Origin of the sequence: Sphingomonas sp. (assembly GCF_040398505.1) — a bacterium.
GTDB lineage: Bacteria > Pseudomonadota > Alphaproteobacteria > Sphingomonadales > Sphingomonadaceae > Sphingomonas.
Map to the genome: position 1 here is coordinate 6738 of NZ_JBBATX010000020.1, position 18309 is coordinate 25046.

At 66.0% G+C, this 18309-nt stretch carries 19 protein-coding genes; 14 read left to right on the forward strand and 5 right to left on the reverse strand.

Annotated features, from left to right (window positions below; all coding sequences use genetic code 11):
• From ABWP09_RS04540 to ABWP09_RS04575, 8 genes are all read left to right on the forward strand, one after another.
• Positions 1 to 1187 (forward strand): glutamate--tRNA ligase (locus ABWP09_RS04540; protein WP_353203972.1); only part of this gene is annotated, 1187 nt, incomplete at its 5' end.
• Between the two features lie 101 nt (positions 1188 to 1288).
• Positions 1289 to 1960 (forward strand): energy transducer TonB, encoded by a 672-nt coding sequence (locus ABWP09_RS04545; RefSeq protein WP_353203973.1) that lies wholly within the window; start codon positions 1289 to 1291, stop codon positions 1958 to 1960.
• A gap of 71 nt (positions 1961 to 2031) precedes the next feature.
• Positions 2032 to 2382 carry a hypothetical protein gene (locus ABWP09_RS04550; RefSeq protein ID WP_353203974.1) on the forward strand — a complete coding sequence of 117 codons (351 nt, stop codon included), beginning with the start codon at positions 2032 to 2034 and terminating at the stop codon, positions 2380 to 2382.
• A gap of 2 nt (positions 2383 to 2384) precedes the next feature.
• The gene (gene ribD, locus ABWP09_RS04555) at positions 2385 to 3404 is read left to right on the forward strand and encodes a bifunctional diaminohydroxyphosphoribosylaminopyrimidine deaminase/5-amino-6-(5-phosphoribosylamino)uracil reductase RibD (protein WP_353203997.1); all 1020 of its coding nucleotides are present in this window, start codon (positions 2385 to 2387) and stop codon (positions 3402 to 3404) included.
• 10 nt (positions 3405 to 3414) lie between these two features.
• On the forward strand, positions 3415 to 4023 hold the full coding sequence (locus ABWP09_RS04560; protein ID WP_353203975.1) for a riboflavin synthase: 609 nt from the start codon (positions 3415 to 3417) through the stop codon (positions 4021 to 4023).
• On the forward strand, positions 4010 to 5158 hold the full coding sequence (gene ribB, locus ABWP09_RS04565) for a 3,4-dihydroxy-2-butanone-4-phosphate synthase (RefSeq protein ID WP_502959758.1): 1149 nt from the start codon (positions 4010 to 4012) through the stop codon (positions 5156 to 5158). The genes ABWP09_RS04560 and ribB overlap by 14 nt, the downstream gene beginning before the upstream one ends.
• Before the next feature lie 160 nt (positions 5159 to 5318).
• Positions 5319 to 5738, forward strand: a complete 420-nt coding sequence (gene ribH / locus ABWP09_RS04570; protein WP_353203976.1) for a 6,7-dimethyl-8-ribityllumazine synthase — start codon at positions 5319 to 5321, stop codon at positions 5736 to 5738.
• A 276-nt stretch (positions 5739 to 6014) separates the two neighbouring features.
• Positions 6015 to 7388, forward strand: a complete 1374-nt coding sequence (locus tag ABWP09_RS04575; protein WP_353203977.1) for a cytochrome P450 — start codon at positions 6015 to 6017, stop codon at positions 7386 to 7388.
• On the opposite strand, the gene ABWP09_RS04580 is transcribed toward ABWP09_RS04575, so the two are convergent.
• Positions 7389 to 8480: an alkene reductase gene (locus tag ABWP09_RS04580; protein ID WP_353203978.1), complete on the reverse strand. Its 1092-nt coding sequence runs from the start codon at positions 8478 to 8480 to the stop codon at positions 7389 to 7391. It abuts the gene before it with no gap.
• 58 nt (positions 8481 to 8538) lie between these two features.
• Here ABWP09_RS04580 and ABWP09_RS04585 point away from each other — a divergent pair, with 58 nt between their 5' ends.
• Genes ABWP09_RS04585 through ABWP09_RS04610 form a run of 6 tightly spaced genes read left to right on the forward strand, consistent with a single transcriptional unit; the run spans position 8539 to position 14473 of the window.
• Positions 8539 to 9450, forward strand: coding sequence for a DMT family transporter (locus ABWP09_RS04585; RefSeq protein WP_353203979.1), 912 nt, complete (start codon positions 8539 to 8541; stop codon positions 9448 to 9450).
• Between the two features lie 10 nt (positions 9451 to 9460).
• A complete protein-coding gene (locus tag ABWP09_RS04590; protein ID WP_353203980.1) occupies positions 9461 to 10138 on the forward strand; it encodes a COQ9 family protein in 678 nt (225 codons plus the stop codon).
• Between the two features lie 57 nt (positions 10139 to 10195).
• Positions 10196 to 10468 carry a FeoA family protein gene (locus ABWP09_RS04595; RefSeq protein ID WP_353203981.1) on the forward strand — a complete coding sequence of 91 codons (273 nt, stop codon included), beginning with the start codon at positions 10196 to 10198 and terminating at the stop codon, positions 10466 to 10468.
• Complete coding sequence (feoB, locus tag ABWP09_RS04600; protein WP_353203982.1) at positions 10469 to 12328, forward strand: ferrous iron transporter B; 1860 nt, start codon at positions 10469 to 10471, stop codon at positions 12326 to 12328.
• Between the two features lie 11 nt (positions 12329 to 12339).
• Entirely contained in the window at positions 12340 to 12918 is a 579-nt protein-coding gene (gene ssb, locus ABWP09_RS04605) for a single-stranded DNA-binding protein (protein WP_353203983.1), read from the forward strand.
• Positions 12919 to 12949: 31 nt separating this feature from the next.
• On the forward strand, positions 12950 to 14473 hold the full coding sequence (locus ABWP09_RS04610) for a sensor histidine kinase (RefSeq protein WP_353203984.1): 1524 nt from the start codon (positions 12950 to 12952) through the stop codon (positions 14471 to 14473).
• A 2-nt stretch (positions 14474 to 14475) separates the two neighbouring features.
• Here ABWP09_RS04610 and ABWP09_RS04615 read toward each other — a convergent pair whose 3' ends face one another.
• Genes ABWP09_RS04615 through ABWP09_RS04630 form a run of 4 tightly spaced genes read right to left on the reverse strand, consistent with a single transcriptional unit; the run spans position 14476 to position 18256 of the window.
• Positions 14476 to 14865, reverse strand: a complete 390-nt coding sequence (locus ABWP09_RS04615; protein WP_353203985.1) for a response regulator — start codon at positions 14863 to 14865, stop codon at positions 14476 to 14478.
• A 35-nt stretch (positions 14866 to 14900) separates the two neighbouring features.
• Positions 14901 to 15527 (reverse strand): methionine biosynthesis protein MetW, encoded by a 627-nt coding sequence (gene metW, locus ABWP09_RS04620; RefSeq protein ID WP_353203986.1) that lies wholly within the window; start codon positions 15525 to 15527, stop codon positions 14901 to 14903.
• Positions 15524 to 16657, reverse strand: a complete 1134-nt coding sequence (gene metX, locus ABWP09_RS04625; protein ID WP_353203987.1) for a homoserine O-acetyltransferase MetX — start codon at positions 16655 to 16657, stop codon at positions 15524 to 15526. Before metX ends, metW begins: the two co-directional genes overlap by 4 nt.
• Positions 16658 to 16684: 27 nt before the next feature.
• A complete protein-coding gene (locus ABWP09_RS04630) occupies positions 16685 to 18256 on the reverse strand; it encodes a flavin monoamine oxidase family protein (protein ID WP_353203988.1) in 1572 nt (523 codons plus the stop codon).
• Between the last annotated feature and the right edge of the window lie 53 nt (positions 18257 to 18309).

The window sequence follows — 18309 nt, forward strand, 5'->3', positions numbered from 1 at the left end:
CGCGCAGCGAAGAGCGTTTCGTCGAGGGGATTCGCGCCGATCTCAACTGGCTGGGGCTCGTCCCCGATGGCGAGGAACGGCAGTCGGCGCGCTTTGCTTTGTATGAGGCACGCTTCCAGCAGTTGCGCGAGGCCGGGCGGATTTACCCCGCTTATGAGACGGGGCAGGAGCTCGACCTCAAGCGCAAGATTGCCGCCGGGCGCGGCTTGCCACCGATCTACGACCGCGCGGCACTTGCGCTGAGCGATGCGGATCGCGCCGCGCTGGAGGCGGATGGCGTCCTGCCGCACTGGCGCTTCAAGCTCGATCATGCCGCGCCGATCGTGTGGGACGATTTGATTCGCGGGCCGCAGAAGCTCGACCCCGCCACGATGAGCGACCCGGTCATCCGCCGCGCCGATGGCTCGTGGCTCTACATGCTCCCCTCGGCGATCGACGATCTGGAAATGGGCATCACGCATGTCGTGCGCGGCGAGGACCATGTGTCGAACACCGCGCTGCAATTGCAGATGTTCGCGGCAATGGGCGCCGTACCGCCCGCTTTCGCGCATGAGGCGTTGCTGGTCGGGACCGAGGGCAAATTGTCGAAGCGCCTGGGGTCGCTCGGCGTCGCGCATTTCCGCGAGATCGGCATCGAGCCCGCCGCGGTGCGCGCGCTGCTCGCACGGATCGGCACGAGCTTGCCGGTCGAGCCGCTGGTCGAGTCGGCCGTGCTGGTCGAGACCTTCGATTTCGGTGCGTTCGGGCGTGCGCCGGCGCGATTCGATGAAGCCGAGCTGGCCGGGTTGAACGCCAAGATCGTCCACCAGCTCGATTTCGATACGGTTGCGGCGCGCTTGCCGGGCGGCATGGGCGCGGCGGAATGGCAGGCGGTGCGCCCCAATCTCGCGACCGTTGCCGACGCGGCAGACTGGTGGGGCGTGATCGAAGGTCCGATCGCTGCGACGCGCGACCCCGCCGACGCCGATTTCCTCGTTACCGCGGCGCGGATCGCCGCAACGATTCCGTGGGATGGCGACCCGTGGCACACGCTCACCGCCGCGCTGAAGGCCGAGACGGGGCGCAGCGGCAAGGCGCTGTTCCTGCCGCTGCGCCGCGCGCTGACCGGGCGCGATCATGGCCCCGACATGAAGACCTTGCTGCCGCTGATCGGTCAGGACCGCGCGGTTTCACGCTTGTCCAGCTAGCTTCTGCTGCATGATACTTTGTCTCTTGCGTGTTGCATGTAATGATGTAACATCAACTCCACGCCCGACATCCGATCGGACGACACAGATGGAGATGGACGATGTATGCAGATCGGTATTCCAACCGGCGCGGGCTCGATCCTGCCGGTGTAACGCTGTCGCTGGCCATGTGTGGCGTGATTGCGTTCGGCCTGACGCTCGCGACCCCCAATATCGCGCGGCACGTTACGACGATCTTGATCGGCGAACCCATTCCGCTGACGCCAGACCCGCCACCGATCGACCCACCCAAGCCGCAGCCTCAGACAAAGACGCTCAAGCCGATCCCCACGCAGCAGCGCGACCCAGTCGACCTGACCACGCCGACGGTGACGCCGGCGGCTGGCGCAGAAACCGGCCCGCTGATCGATTTGCCCCCGACGAACACGCTGACGGTCGGCACCGGGATCGACATCGGCACGATCATTCCGCCGCACACCCCAGTGCTGCGCGATCCCACGCTTGATTCGCGCTTTATCGACGCTTTCCAACCCGCTTACCCAAGCGACATGCGCCTTGGCGAGCGCGAAGGCCGCGTCGTGGTGCGCGTGCTGATCGGCATCGACGGTCGCGTAAAGGACGTCGAGCAAGTCAGCGCGGCAAGCCCGTCCTTCTTCGACGCGACGCGCAAGCAAGCGCTCACCAAATGGCGCTTCAAGCCCGGCACCAGGGACGGCGTCGCGATCGAGGCATGGCATATGATGGCGGTCCGCTTCGTCCTCGATGAGGGGTAACGGATGGGCGCGGCGGCTCGAGCGGTCCTGGGGGCTGGCATCGGTCGCCTGCCGCGCCTATCTTGCCACGTATGAATTTCCGGCAGTATTTCTCTCCGATCCGCGCGTATCACGACTTGCGCAGCTATGTCGTCACACGGCGGCCGCATCAGATCGGCTTCATGGCGCTGTCGCTGGTGCTGAGCTACACGATGATCGTGGGGACGCTCGACGTGACGCGTATGCCAAAGCCGGCCTATCACCGCGAGGTCATCTATGTGCAGCAATGGCGCGCCGATCGCACCGATGCCGAGATCATCGCGCAGCAGAAGATCGACGGGGTCGAGCAGACGCGGCAGGAGCAGGAGCTCAAGCGGCTCCAGGCCGAGCGCAAAGTGCAGCTGAAAAAGTTGGACAATGCCCTGAAATCCTTCGGCATTTGACGGTGAACGACGCGCGCTGGATGGGCGCGGCATTGGCGCTGGGCGAACGCGGGCGCGGGCGCACCGCCCCCAATCCCAATGTCGGCTGCGTCATCGTGAGCGACAGCCGCGTCGTCGGGCGCGGCTGGACGCAGCCCGGCGGGCGTCCGCATGCCGAGGCGATGGCGCTGACCCAAGCCGGCGACGCGGCACGCGGCGCGACGGTCTATACGACGCTCGAACCCTGCGCGCATGTCTCGGTGCGTGGCCCCGCGTGCAGCGATTTGCTGCAATTGGCGAACGTCGCGCGCGTCGTCGTCGCGCTGGGCGATCCCGATCCGCGGACCGACGGCAGCGGGGTCGCACGCTTGCGCGCCGCCGGGATTGCGGTCGATGTCGGCACCTGCGCCGCCGAAGCACAATCGGCGATGGCCGGATTCCTTACGCGGCGCGCGCTCGGACGGCCGCACGTGACGCTCAAGCTCGCTGTGTCTCTCGACGGGGCGACGGCGCTCGGATCGGGGCTGAGCAAATGGATCACCGGGCCCGAGGCGCGCGCGCATACCCATCTCGAACGCGCGCGGCATGAGGCGATCCTGGTCGGGCGCGGCACGCTCGAGGCCGATGATCCGGCGCTCGATGTGCGGCTTGCCGGGCTGGAGCCGCGCGCGCCGCGCCGCATTGTCCTGTCGCAAACCGCGAGCACAGGCTGGGAGCAAATCGCCACCCCGCACGATATTGCGGCGCTCGACGGGGTCGATCATCTGCTGGTCGAAGGCGGCGCGACGACGGCGGCGGCGTTCCTTTCCGCCGATCTCGTTGACCGCCTCCTGCTGTACCGCGCACCGATCGTGGTCGGGGGGGGACGCACGCTGCCCGACCTCGGGCTGATCGATCTGACGGACGCGCATGGCCGGTGGCGAAACAGCGACGCGCGCACCCTTGGCAGCGACCGGCTCGAGGTTTACGAGCGCGTAAGGGACTCCGCCGTCCCAGCAAAAGTGGGAACCGGTTTTGCGCCCGGGGATGGCGGCAAAGGATAAACCAAAACCCATGTTCACGGGCATCATTACCGATATCGGCAGCATCGACCGGATCGAAGCGCGCGGCGACCTGCGGATCTTCGTGAACACCGCCTATGACATGGCGAGCGTCGATCTCGGCGCGTCGATCGCCTGTTCGGGCGTGTGCCTGACGGTCATCAACAAAGGACCGGGCTGGTTCGCGGTCGACGTATCGGGTGAGACCGTGTCGTGTACCCCCGCCGACCAATGGACCCAAGGCCGCCGTCTCAACCTCGAACGCGCGTTGAAGCTCGGCGAGGAATTGGGCGGCCACATCGTCACCGGGCATGTCGACGGGATCGGTACGGTCGTCAATGTCTTCATCCAGGGCGATTCCTGGAAGGTCGACCTTGCGGTTCCGACCGACCTTGCGCCCTTCATCGCCGCCAAGGGATCGATTACGGTCGATGGCGTGTCGCTGACGGTGAACGCGGTAACCGACCATGACGACCACTCGGTCTTCTCGCTCAACATCATTCCGCACACGCAAAAGGTGACGACCCTCGGCACGCTGAGCGCGGGCACCGAAGTGAACATCGAAATCGACGTCCTCGCCCGCTATTTGAAACGTATGGAGCATTATCGTGCAAAAGCCTGAAGTTGCGCGCCTGCGCCATGGGTTCCTGTCTAGCCCGGAGGATTTGATCGACGAGGCCAAGAATGGCCGCATGTTCATCCTGGTCGATGATGAAGACCGCGAGAATGAGGGCGACCTCGTCATCCCGGCGCAAATGGCGACACCGGAGAAGATCAACTTCATGGCCAAGCATGGTCGTGGCCTAATCTGCCTCGCCATGACCAAGCGTCGCGTCGACGAACTCGGCCTCGGCTTGATGAGCCGTCACAACGGCACGCGCCACGAAACCGCCTTCACCACCTCGATCGAGGCGCGTGACGGCGTCACCACCGGCATTTCCGCCGCTGACCGCGCGCGCACCATCGCGGTCGCGATCGATGCGTCGAAGGGCAAGGAGGAGATCGTCACCCCCGGCCATGTCTTCCCGCTCGTCGCGCGCGACGGCGGCGTGCTGGTGCGCGCCGGGCATACCGAGGCGGCGGTCGATGTCTCGCGGCTCGCCGGGCTCAACCCGTCGGGCGTGATCTGCGAGATCATGAACGAGGATGGCACGATGAGCCGCCTCGACGATCTCGTGTCCTTCGCCCAGCTCCACAACCTCAAGATCGGCACGATCCGCGATCTGATCGCCTATCGCCGCCGCCACGATCATTTGGTCGAGAAGCGCGCCGAAATGGCGTTCGACTCGAAATGGGGCGGACAGTGGAAGGCGATGACCTTCTACAACAAGGCGACCGGCGAAGAGTCGATCGCTTTGGTCAAGGGCAAGATCGATCCGACCAACCCGACGCTGGTGCGGATGCACACCGCCTCCTATTTCGTCGACATGTTCGGCGAGCAATCCGAACGCGCGGGCCTGCTCTCGCGCTCGATGGAGCTGATCGCCGCGGCTGGCGCCGGCGTCATCGTCGTGATCAATCGCCCGATGAAGGATTCGGTCACCCGCTTCATGAAATTGCGCGGCGAGGGCAAGGGCGCGGGCGCGCCCGAAGTCGAGGAACTGCGCGATTACGGCGTCGGCGCGCAGATCCTCGCCGAGCTCGGCGTCGAGGAAATGGTGCTGCTGACCAACACGCACCATGCGCTGGTCGGGCTCGAAGGCTATGGCCTGTCGATCGTCGATGAACGCGCGATTCCGGGGACTGGGGGCGAGTAAACGCCCTATTGCGCTTCTTCGATTTTCCGCTTCCCCGGCGAAGGCCGGGGCCCAGTCGCGGAGGTCGCAGAAGCAGGGTATGCACGCTCATCAAAGCGCTCGTAACTGGGCCCCGGCCTTCGCCGGGGAAGCGCATCAAACGAACGGAGTGTGAAATCCCATGGCCAAGATCCTCATCGTCGAAGCGCGCTTCTACGACCATCTGAACGACATGCTCCTCGCCGGCGCGCGCGCCGCGATCGAGCAGGCCGGACACGCGCATGAGACGATCACCGTCCCCGGCGCACTCGAAGTCCCCGGCGCGATTGCGCTGGCGGCCGAAAGCGGGGCCTATGACGCGTTCGTCGCGCTCGGCGTGGTGATTCGCGGCGAGACCTATCATTTCGAAATCGTCGCGGGCGAAAGCGCGCGCGGCATCATGGCGCTGTCGATGGATGGCCTCGCGATCGGCAACGGTATATTGACCACCGAAAACGAAGCGCAAGCCATCGTCCGCGCCGACCCGGCGCAGCTCGACAAGGGTGGTGGCGCGGCGCAGGCGGCGCTCGCGATGCTGGACCTGAAGACTCGCTTCGGCTGAACTGCCACGGCGTGGCGTGCACGGCTGGGCAGACCGAACCTGCGTAATCCGTCGCGCTGGAGGCCTGTCCTACACCGTCCGGAAGCTGTAGCGTGGCGACATGCCCCGCAGCTTAACGCCCGCCTTTTCCCACCGCGCCGCCGCCCGGCGCGAGAGCGCGCAAACCACCGCGATGGTGCGACTCAAGTGTGACTTTAGCGGGAGCACCTCATCGCGCGCCCCTTCCTTTGCCGCTCACCCTTACTTATACCGGTGTCAGTAAGCAGGAGCGCGATGATGGCCTACGCCCATACCCACAAAGCCAATCCGCATTGGCTGCCCCCGCAAAAGCAGACCGAGATTCGCGAGATTCCGGGTGAGGATGGGCTGCCCTTCGTCGGCAATACCTTCCGGATGCTCAGGGATCCGGTCGCATTCGGCAAGCGCATGATCGACACTTATGGTCCGGTGTTCCGCAACAATGCCTTTGGCGGGCCGACCGTCAGCCTGATGGGCCCCGAGGCGAACGAGCTGGTGCTGTTCGACCGCGACCGCGTCTTTTCGTCCGAACAGGGCTGGGGCCCGCTGCTCAACCTGCTCTTCCCGCGCGGGCTGATGCTGATGGATTTCGACAAGCATCGCGCCGATCGCCGCGTGATGGCGGTCGCGTTCAAGCCCGAGCCGATGCGGCATTATGCCGAGACGCTCAACGCCGGGATCGCGCGGACCGTCGCCGATTGGGGCGGCAAGCGCCTGAAATTCTACGATGCGATCAAGGAACTGACGCTCGATCTCGCCGCCGAGAGCTTCCTCGGCATGCCGCTCGGCGCCGAGGCGACCAAGATCAACCAGGCGTTCGTCGATGAAGTGCAGGCTTCGATCACCCCGATCCGCATTCCACTGCCGGGCTCGCAAATGCGCAAGGGTGTAAAGGCACGGCAATATCTGATCGACCTGTTCAAACGCGAGATCCCTGCCCGCCGCGCCGGGACCGGTCAGGATTTCTTCTCGCAATTTTGCCGCGCGACGGGCGATGACGGGCAGCCGCTCTCCGCCGATGCGATCGCCGATCACATGAATTTCCTGATGATGGCGGCGCACGACACGATCACCTCCTCGGCGACGAGTCTGATCATGCTGCTCGGCCGTAACCCCGAATGGCAGGAGAAGATCCGTGCCGAAATCGCCGAACTCGGGCTCAACGAAACCGGGGGTCTGCCCTACGGCCAGCTCGACCGGCTCGAGCTGACCGACATGGCGTTCAAGGAAGCGCTGCGGCTGATCCCGCCCGTCCCGTCGCTGCCACGGCGCGCGATCAAGCCGTTCGATTTCGGCGGCTATCACATTCCGGCGGGCAGCACGGTGAGCGTCAGCGTCGCCTATACGCATACGATGCCCGAGCTGTGGCCCGATCCGCACACCTTCGATCCGCTGCGCTTCACCCCCGACAAGGTCCGCGCGCGCCACAAATATGCCTGGGTGCCGTTCGGCGGCGGCGCGCATATGTGCCTGGGGCTGCACTTCGCAACGATGCAGATCCGCATCCTCGTCACGCAATTGCTCAGCCGCTACCGCATCGAGCTCGACGAAGGATCGGGCGCGGAATGGCAGGCCTGGCCCATTCCGCGCCCCAAGGATGGTTTGCCGTTGCGGTTTGTTCCGCTCGACTGATTATGCCGCTGCGACCTCTTCCAGCGACGGGTAGTCCGTATAGCCCTCAGGCCCCTGACTATACCAGGTGCGCGGGTTGCCGGGGTTGAGCGGCGCGCCGGTGCGCAGCCGTTCGGGGAGATCGGGATTGGCGAGGAAGGGGCGCCCGAACGCGATCGCGTCCGCCGTGCCATTGTCGAGCACGACCTGTGCCTCTTCGACTGTCGTATAGTCCGAATTCAGCACCAGCGGGTTCGAGAAGACCTGCCGGATCTGCGGGCTGACCTTGGGCACGTCGGTGCGGCCGAAGGTGCCGTCCGGACCCGGCTCACGCAGTTCGAGAAAGGCGATGCCGATCGCGTCGAGCGCCTTGGCCGCGGCGGTGAACAGCGCCACCGGGTTGCTGTCATCGACGCCTTGCGAATCGCCATTGGGCGACAGGCGAATCGACGTCCGATCCGCCCCCGCAATGCCGGCGACGCGCTCGGTCACTTCGCGCATCAGGCGGATGCGATTCTCGATCGATCCGCCATAGCCGTCATCGCGCAAATTGGCATTGTCGCGCAGGAACTGGTCGATCAGATAACCGTTCGCGCCGTGGATCTGCACCCCGTCGAACCCGGCGCGCAGCGCGTTCCTGGTCGCATGTTCGTAATCGGCGAGCAGCCGCGGGATTTCGTCGAGTTCGAGCGGCCGTGCCACCTCGAAATCCTGCTTGCCCTCATAGGTGTGGGCCTGCCCCGCCGTCCGCGTCGCCGAGGACGACACCGGCTGCCCGCCGATCACCGAGGAATGCACCTGACGCCCCATATGCCACATCTGCACCATGATCTTGCCGCCCGCCGCATGGACCGACTCGACCACCGGCTTCCAATGCTCGATCTGCTCATCGGTCCACAGCCCCGGCGCGAATGGCCAGCCGAGTCCTTCGCGGCTGATGCCGGTCGCCTCGGAGATGATCAGGCCGGCGCTGGCGCGTTGCGTATAATATTCGACCATGATGTCGGTCGGAACCGCTTCCTTGGTGGCACGGCCGCGCGTGAGCGGTGCCATCAGGATGCGGTTGGACGCGTGGATCGCGCCAAGCTGGATCGGATCAAAGAGGCTGGGCATGGAAACTCCGTTTTGTTTTGCTACCTGACGCGTAACAGATAGGACGCTAAGGCGTGCCATGCACGTCGCCTCTCCCACAAGAAAAACTGTCGCACCGGAAACGACATCGGTGCTCCCGCTGGCGGCGCTGATCGTTGCCAATGGCGCGCTCGCCTTCGGGCCGTGGTTCGTGCGGCTGTCCGAAACCGGGCCGGTCGCCTCGGCGTTCTGGCGAATCACGCTGGCAGCACCCGTGCTGCTGGCGGCGGCCTTGGCGACCGGGTGGCGACCGAGCCAGAAACAGGGCGGCGGCCTGTCGCGCGCGCTGTGGGTGATGATTGCGCTTGGCGGACTGTGTTTTGCGGCAGATTTGGGGAGTTGGCACCTCGGGATTTTGCGCACGACGTTGGCCAATGCGACGTTGTTCGGCAATTCGGCGACGTTGATGTTCCCGATCTACGGTTTCCTGATCGCGCGCGCCTGGCCAACGCGGCTGCAGGGGATTGCGCTTGCGCTCGCAACCGCTGGCGCGGCGCTGCTGATGGGGCGATCGTATCAGCTCGACCCGCGCCATCTGGTCGGTGATCTGCTCTGCCTGCTCGCCGGCATCCTCTACACCGGCTATTTCATCCTGATGGCGCGCGCGCGCGCCACGATGGCGCCGCTGCCCGCGCTCGCGCTGTCGACGCTGGCGAGCGTGCTGCCGCTGCTCGCGTTTGCGCTGCTGCTGGGGGAAAGGCTGTTCCCAACCGACTGGACTCCGCTGATCGGGCTTGCGCTGGTCAGCCAGATCGTCGGGCAGGGGCTGATGATCTACGCGCTTGGCCGCTTGCCGCCGCTGACGGTCGGGCTTGGGCTGCTCACACAACCGCTGGTCGCGGCGACGATCGGCTGGGTCGTTTATAACGAACGGCTGGGCTTTGCCGATCTTGTCGGGGCGGTGTGCGTTGGCGTCGCACTGGTACTGGTCAGCCGCCGCGCGCGCGCCTAGATTGTCGGGTATGACCGACACCACGACAAATTCGGGGCTCGCCGACGCGACGCTCGATGAAATCCGCCTCGCGCTTGCCCCCGCGATCGCCGCCAATGCCGGGTTCGACGGATGGGGCGACGATGCGCGCGATCTGGCGGCGGACGCGGTTGGGGTCGACCGCGACGTCGCCCGGCTCGCCTTTCCTGGCGGCGCGGTCGAGATGATCGACGCGTGGTTCGCCAGCGTCGACGCCGCAATGCTCGCGCAGCTTCCGCCCGAGCGACTCGCGGCGATGAAGATCCGCGCGAAGATCACCGCGCTGGTCGAAGCCCGCCTCACCGAGACCGCCCCCAACCGCGAAGCACTCCGTCGCGCACTGGCGATCCTGGCGCTGCCGCAAAATGCGCTGCGCGGCGTCAAGCTCGGCTGGCACGCCGCCGATGTGATGTGGCGCGCGGCCGGCGACACCGCGACCGATTACAACCATTATACCAAGCGTACGATCCTGGCCGGCGTCTATGCCGCGACGATCACCGTTTTCCTTGACGATGAAAGCGACGGCCATGCCGCGACCAGCGCCTTTCTCGCGCGCCGGATCGAGGGCATCATGCGCTTCGAAAAGACCAAGGCGCGCTTGATCGGCCAAAGCGACCTGCGCCCGAGCCTGTCGCGCTTTATCGGGCGGCTGCGCTATCCGGCGGTGTGAGAATGGTTCGCATTTAATGCTGGCGTCGCGCTGCCGTTATTGATAATCAATCGCAGTATGGATATGTCGAGCCCCGTGAGACCCCCGCTCAGCCTTGAATCGCTGCCGCAGCGGCAATGCGCGACCGTCGCGACGATCGATTGGTCGCATCTCTCGACTCCGGAAGCGCGGCGTTTGCGCGAGCTCGGTTTCGATGAGGGCGTCGGCGTCGAAGTGCTGCACCGCGCCAGCCTTGGCAAAGGGCCGATCGCGTGCCGCATCGGCCGCATGACCGTTGCGCTGCGCCGCGCGGTCGCGGGGGCGATTTTCGTCTCTCCCGTCGCACAGTAAATGGCCGCTACGCCGCTGGTGGCGCTGGTCGGCAATCCCAATGCCGGCAAGAGCGCGCTGTTCAACGCGCTGACTGGCGCGCGGCAGAAGGTCGGCAATTATCCCGGCGTCACGGTCGAACGCCATTCGGGCAAGCTCGTCCTCCCCGATGGCCGGATCGTCGAGCTGGTCGATCTGCCGGGTGCCTATAGTCTCGATCCGTCGAGCCCCGACGAGCGCGTGACGCGCGATGTGGTGACCGGCGCGCAAATCGGCGAGCGCTTGCCCGATGCGCTGATCGTGGTGGTCGATGCGTCCAACCTCGACAATCATCTCCGCTTTGCGTTGCAATTGATCGCGCTCGGGCTGCCGGTGGTGGTGGCGCTCAACATGATCGATCTGGCCGCGCGCGACGGGTTGACGCTCGATCCGGTCAAACTGTCTGCAGAACTGGGCGTACCGGTGATCCCGACGGTCGCGGTGCGGCGGCGCGGGCTCGACGAGGTCAAGGCGACGCTCGGCACGCTGATCCTCGAAACCGCCGCGATCCGCTTGCGCCCGAGCGACCCCGCGATCGGGGAGGATATCGTCACGCTGCAACGCCGCGCGCGCAAAATCGCGCTGGGGGCAACTATATCCGAAGCGCCGGTGCGGCGCTGGACGCACGCGCTCGATTCGGTCGCGCTCCACCCGGTGTGGGGCGTGCTGCTGCTGCTGGTCATCCTGTTCACGATGTTCCAGGCGGTGTTCAGCTGGGCCACCGTCCCCGCCGATGCGATCAGCGCCGGGATCGCCTGGGCGCAGGAGTCGATCCGCGCGACGCTGCCCGATACACCGCTGCGCTCGTTGCTGACCGACGGGCTGCTCGCTGGCGTCGGCGCGGTGATCGTGTTTTTGCCGCAAATCCTGATCCTGTTCTTCTTCATCCTCGTGCTCGAGGCATCGGGCTATATGGTCCGCGCGGCCTTTCTGATGGACCGCGTGATGGCGAGCGTCGGCCTGTCGGGGCGCGCCTTCATTCCCTTGCTGTCGAGCTTTGCTTGCGCCGTCCCCGGCATCATGGCGACGCGCACGATCGAGGATGAAAAGGACCGGCTGACGACGATCCTGATCGCGCCCTTGATGACCTGCTCGGCGCGGCTGCCGGTCTATACGCTGGTGATCGGCGCGCTGATTCCCGACACGCGGGTACTGCCCTTTGTCGGACTTCAGGGGCTGGTGATGTTCGCGCTCTACATCATGGGCCTGGTCGGCGCGTTCGTCGTGGCGCTTGTCCTGCGGCGGACCGTCACCGCCGGCGTTTCGTCGGGTTTCATGATGGAAATGCCCAAATATCAAATGCCGCGGCTACGCGATGTCGCGATCGGATTATGGAGCCGCGCCGAGATTTTCCTCAAGCGCGCCGGCACCACGATTGCGCTGACGATCGTCTTGCTCTGGGTGCTCGCCAGCTATCCGGTCGCGCCTGTCGGGCAAAAGCAAAGCGAATATTCGATCGCCGGGCGAATCGCCTCGGGGATCGAAGTCGTGGTGCGACCGATCGGCTTCAACCACGATATCGCGCTCGCCTTGCTGCCCGCGATGGCCGCGCGCGAGGCAGCGGTCGGCGCGATCGCGACGGTCTATTCGATCGACAATCCCGATGATCCGCGCGGCGAAGGCCAGCTCCGTCGCAATCTTCAGGCAAGATGGTCGCTGCCGACGGCGCTCGCCTTCCTGATGTGGTTCGTGTTCGCGCCGCAATGCATTTCAACGATCGCGGTGACGCGGCGCGAGACCAATGGATGGAAATGGCCTGCCTTCATGGTTGGCTATTTGTTCGCGCTCGCTTACATCGCAGCAGGCGCGACCTATTGGGCCGCGATCGGACTCGGACTTTAGGGAATCGCGATATGGCGGGCAGCGTCAACAAGGTCATCATCGTCGGCAATTTGGGCCGCGACCCGGAGAGCAAGAGCTTTCAGAATGGCGGCAAGGTCGTCAATCTGCGCATTGCCACGTCCGAATCGTGGAAGGACAAGAATACCGGCGAGCGCAAGGAACAGACCGAATGGCATTCGGTCGCGATCTTCAACGAAGCGCTCGGCAATGTCGCCGAGCGCTATCTGCGCAAGGGCTCGAAAGTCTATATCGAGGGCGCGCTCAAGACCCGCAAATGGCAGGACGCGCAAGGGCAGGACCGCTATACCACCGAAGTGGTGTTGCAGGGCTTTAACGGCGTTCTGACGATGCTCGACGGCGCGCCCGGCGGCGGCGGTGGGGCCGGCGGCGGCGGCGGCGGCGGTGGTTCCGGCGCGCGCGATGATTTCGGCGGTAGTGACGATTTCGGCGGCGGCTCCAGTGGCGGCTATGGCGGCGGCGGTGGCAATCGCGGTGGCGCGGCGCTCGGCGGCGGCGGCGGCGCTCCATCGGGCGGCGCGGCGGCGCGTGGCGGCTTCGCCGATGATCTCGACGACGACGTACCGTTCTGAACCCAAAACGGCGTTTCGGCGTTCTCTTCGCATGATGGATCTTTTCACCACCGCCAGGCCGGACCATTCCGGCTGGCGCATCGACGAGACCGTGCGCGCAGCAGCGATCGCCGAACACGATCTGAACGCCTTGCAGGACGATGCGGCGCTCAAGCAGATCACCGATTTCGCCGCTGCCTTGTGCGGAACGCCGACGGCGCTGGTCAGTATCGTCGAAGAGACGTGTCAGACCTTTTTGGCGCGCACCGGCTACGATGCGACCGAAAGCGCCCGCGAAACCTCGTTCTGCGCGCATGCGATGCTTGAGCACGACATCATGGTCGTGCCTGATGCGACGCGCGACCCGCGCTTCGTCGACAATCCGCTGGTCACCGGCGCGATGGGTTTGCGCTTCTATGCGGGCGCGCCGCTGATCCGGGCGGATGGGGTCGCGCTTGGCGCCTTGTGCGTGCTGGACACCGTCCCGCGCGACGGGCTGACCGACGTGCAAGCGCAAGGCCTACGCGTGCTGGCGGCCGATGTGATGATGCGGTTGAGCGACAGCCGCGCCACCGCCGCCTCGCGCGCTGCGATCAGCGACAGCGAAGGGCGGTTTCGCACGCTCGCCGATACGATGCCGCAAATGGTGTGGTCGACGCTGCCCGACGGCTTTCACGATTATTACAATGCGCGCTGGTACGAATTCACGGGCGTCCCCGCCGGATCGACCGATGGCGAGGGCTGGAACGACATGTTCCACCCCGACGATCAGGAACGCGCGCGAATCGTGTGGCAGCAGTCGCTGCAGACCGGCGAACCGTATCAGATCGAGTATCGCTTGCGCCGCCACGATGGCCAGTATCGCTGGACACTCGGCCGCGCGCTGCCGATCCGCGACGAATTGGGCGCGATCGTGCGCTGGTTCGGAACCTGCACCGACATTCATGAGCAAAAAGAGGCGAGCGAAGAACGCGAAATCATCGCCCAGGAACTCAGCCACCGGATCAAAAACATCTTCGCGGTGATTTCCGGCCTGATCGCGTTTTCGGCACGCGGCAATCCCGCCTTTTCGACGATTGCGGACGATTTGCGCGCCCGCGTGACCGCGCTCGGCCGCGCCCACGATTTCGTCCGGCCGCACAGCGCCCAGTCGCGCCCGACCGCGGCACCAACCAGCCTGCACGGCCTGTTTGGCGAGCTGTTCCTGCCCTACCAGCCGCAGGAGGGTGCGCGGATCCTGGTCGATGGCGACGATGTCGCAATCGACGATCGCTCGGCCACGCCGATCGCCTTGCTGTTCCACGAACTCGCCACCAACGCGACCAAATATGGCGCGCTCGCGACCGATGCCGGAACAATCACCGTGGCGATCCGGTCCGAGCACGATCGCTTGCTGCTCGACTGGCGCGAGCAAGGCGGGGCACCGGTCAGCGCACCCGCGAATGCGGGATTCGGTTCGGAATTGATCGAGTTGAGCGCGGTGCGGCAACTCGGCGGCGCGGTGACGCGCGATTGGGATCCCGCCGGCCTGCGGGTCGCGATCGCGATCCCGAAGACATCGCTCAGCCGAGGCTGAGCTCAGACGAGCGGGACGAAATCGCGGTGCGGCGGCTGGATCGTCGCACCTTCGGTCGCAACGGCGGCGGCAGCAAGGATCGCATCGGCGCTGAACGGCTTGCGCACATAGCCGAGCGCACCGCTCGGATTGGCAATCTGCCCGGGATTGGCCGTGACGAACACGACCTTCAACCCATAATCCTGCGCGAGCGTGCGCGCGAGGTCGGGCCCGGTCGCGCCGTCGCGCAAATTGATGTCGACCAAGGCAAAGCTGCAATCCGCCGCCGCCTCGAGCGCGCCGATCCGGTCCGCGGCGATCGCCTTCACCGCATAGCCCGCATCGATCAGGATACGTTCGAGGTCGAGCGCAACGAAGATTTCATCTTCGACGATCAGCGCGGTGGCGGGCATGACGATGACTTCGGTCCTTCAGCGTTCAGGGTAAGCTAACCCCGGATCGGCCCGGTTGGTTCCTTGATCTCGCGCACCTTTCGCAATCGGAAAACCGCATGTTCGGCCAGCATATTGGCGGCGGCCGAGGTCGTGCGCTTGTCGCCCGACAGGAACCAGGCACCCTCGACCTCGATTCCGCGTTCGGCGACGAAGCTCCTGAAATCGTCGATCGTGACGTGGTGGATGTTGGGCGTGTCGTACCAGCGTTCGGGCAGCAACCGCGTCACCGGCATCCGCCCGCCCCACAGAAGCGACATGCGCACGCGCCAATGCGCGAAATTGGGGAAGGATACGAACGCCTGCCGCCCGATCCGGAGCAGATGATCGAGCACGACATCGGGACGGCGCGCGGTCTGCAGCGTCTGGCTGAGGATCGCATAATCGAAGCTCGCATCGGGATATTCGGCGAGATCGCGATCGGCATCCCCCTGGATCACCGACAGCCCGCGCGAGACGGCGGCCGCGACATTGCCGGCATCGATTTCCAGCCCGCGGGCGTCGACCCCTTTGCTGTCGCGGAGCGCCGCCATCAGCGCGCCGTCACCGCAGCCGACATCGAGAATCCGGCTGAACGGCGCGACATGCTCGGCGATGATCGCGAGATCGGGGCGCAGGCTCACTCCCCGGCCCTCAAGAACCCGTCGACGACGCGGTTCATCTCGGGCGCATCGAGCAGGAAGGCATCGTGGCCATAGGGACTCGACAGTTCGACGAAGCTGACCGGCGCACCCGCTGCGTTCAGGGCGTGGACGATCGCGCGCGATTCGGCGGTTGGATAGAGCCAATCGGTGTCGAAGCTCACCAGACAGAAGCGCGCCTTGGTCGCGCGAAAGGCGTTGGCGAGATGGCCGCCATGCTCGCCGCCCAAATCGAAATAATCCATCGCGCGCGTGATGTAGAGATAGGAGTTGGCGTCGAAGCGATCGACGAAGCTGATCCCCTGATGCCGCAAATAGCTTTCGATCTGGAAATCGGCGTCGAAGCCGAAGCTGATCGCGCCGTCGGGTCGGTCGGGCCGCGCTTGCAAGCGGCGGCCGAATTTCTCGGTCAGGCCCGCCTCGGACAAATAGGTGATGTGCGCCGCCATCCGCGCCACCGCGAGCCCGGCTGCGGGCGGGTCGCCCAGATCATAATAGGCGCCGCCGCGCCATTTCGGATCGGCCATCACCGCTTGCCGCCCGACTTCGTGAAAGGCGATGTTCTGTGCGGTGTGGCGCGCGGTCGAGGCGATCACCACGGCGGCGCGGACACGCTCGGGGAAGGTCGCGGGCCAGCTCAGCGCTTGCATCCCGCCCATCGACCCGCCGACCACCGCCTGCAGCACCGCGATGCCGAGATGATCGAGCAGCAGCGCTTGCGCGCGCACCATGTCGCGGATCGTGATCACCGGGAAGGCCATGCCCCACGGCGCGCTCGCCGCCGGGTTGATCGTCGCCGGTCCCGACGACCCCATGCAACTGCCGAGCACATTGGCGCAGACGATGAAATGCCGGTCCGGATCGACCGGCTTGCCCTGGCCCACCATCCGCGTCCACCAGCCGGGCTTGCCCGTCACCGGATGCGGGCTGGCGACGTGCTGGTCGCCGGTCAGCGCGTGGCAGATCAGCACCGCGTTCGACGCGTCGGCGTTGAGCGTGCCATAGGTTTCGTAGGCGATTTCGACCGGCGACAGCAACGCCCCGCCGTCGAGCCGCAGTGGCCCCGGCAAGTTCACATGGCGGGCGAGCCCGAAACGCACATCCTCGGTCATGCCGCGCGGGTTAGGATCAAGCGGCACTCAACTCAAGCGCCGCGCATGCGCCCGGCCCGCGATGATCGTCGAGGCCGCGAGCCGCCCGGTCTGCGCGGCACCGTTCATATAGCCGGGATAGGCGTCGGACAGATGCTCACCCGCGAAGAGCACGGGTCCGGCGCTGACCGGCACCCTGGCGCTGCCATCGACCTCGGTCCAGATCAGCCGCCCGAACCGGGTCAGCTGGCCGGGGCGGAAATTGACATAGGCCCCCATCGCCATCGGATCGCGGTGCCAATTGGTCCGCCGCGCAAACGCGCTGGTGGCCGCAGTCATGCCCGGGATCGCGCTTTCCGCCTGCGCGGCGAATTTGCGCGCAAGCACGCCCGGTTCCGCAACATCGGCGGTCGCGACTTCCGCCCCGCCGAGGAACCAGGTCCAGACGTCACCGGTCGCCGTGCCACCGCGTACACTGCCGTCCCAGCCGCTTGCGAGGCCAGCCCCCGGCTTGGTCTGCCAAATCTCGCCACCGCGCCCGATCGCCTTGTCCCACGGGCGCGCGGTCATCCCCGCCTGGACCTTCGAGTTCGCGCCAAGACCCACTTCGGCGATGAAGCGTCGCCACAAGGGCGGCAGGGGAATGCGAAAATCGATTTTCCGCGTGATCGACGCCGGGGTCGTGACAATCACATTCGCCGCGTCCACCGTCTTGCCGTCGGCGAACACCAGCCGCACGCCCGGGCCGAACGGATCGACTCGCACGACGCGGCGGTTGGTCTGGATCCGGTCGCGCAGGCGTGCCGCCATGGCGTCGATCAGCGTGCTGCTGCCGCCCGCGATCAGATAGCGTTCGTCGCTGCGGCTAAGCAGATCGATCCGCCGCCCGTTGATCGCCGGCAGATTGAACACCAGTTCGATCGCCGAGGCGGCATCCGGCTCGACGCCATATTCGGTGCGCGCGGTCGCTTCCATCAAATGGCGCACCCACGGCTCGGGCATCAAGGCGGCGTGCTTGTCGAGATACCCGGTGAAGCTCAGCCGATCGAGTTCGGTCGCGACGCTGGCATAATCCTGATCGAGCCGCACCGAATCCGCGTCGATCTGCCCGGCAATCCCGCGTAGCGCACTGGCGAGCTTGCCTTCGGGCACGTCCTTGCCCTCGGCCAGGATCATCGTGCGGTGCGGTGCGCCCTTGCGGTCGATCAAGTCGATCCCGAACGCACGTGCGAGCGTTTTCACGTCGGCATGGTCGGTGTTGACGAGCTGCCCGCCCGTCTCGAGCGTCGGCTTACCCGTTTCGCGCGCGGTATAGACGCGCCCGCCGAGCCGAGCGCGGGCTTCGTACAAGCGCGCATCGATCCCCGCCTGGGTCAGGTGCCACAAGGCGGTGAGACCGGCGATCCCGCCGCCGATAATCGCAACCGGGCCGCTGCCCGTTCCAGCGGCAAACGCCCGATGCGGCAGCGCGGCGGCGACCCCGCTCGCCCCCAGCGCCAGCAAGACCGCGCGCCGCGTTCGCCCTGCTTCGCCCGGCACCGGCGCAGCGTGACCGCTTGCCGCCAGATTGGCCCGCCGCGCCATTGCCAGCGCGCGCCAGACCGTATCGCTTCCCCGCATTCCCGTCTCCCGCTGCCGCCTCCTAGCAGGCACGCGGCGGAACGCCAGCTTGC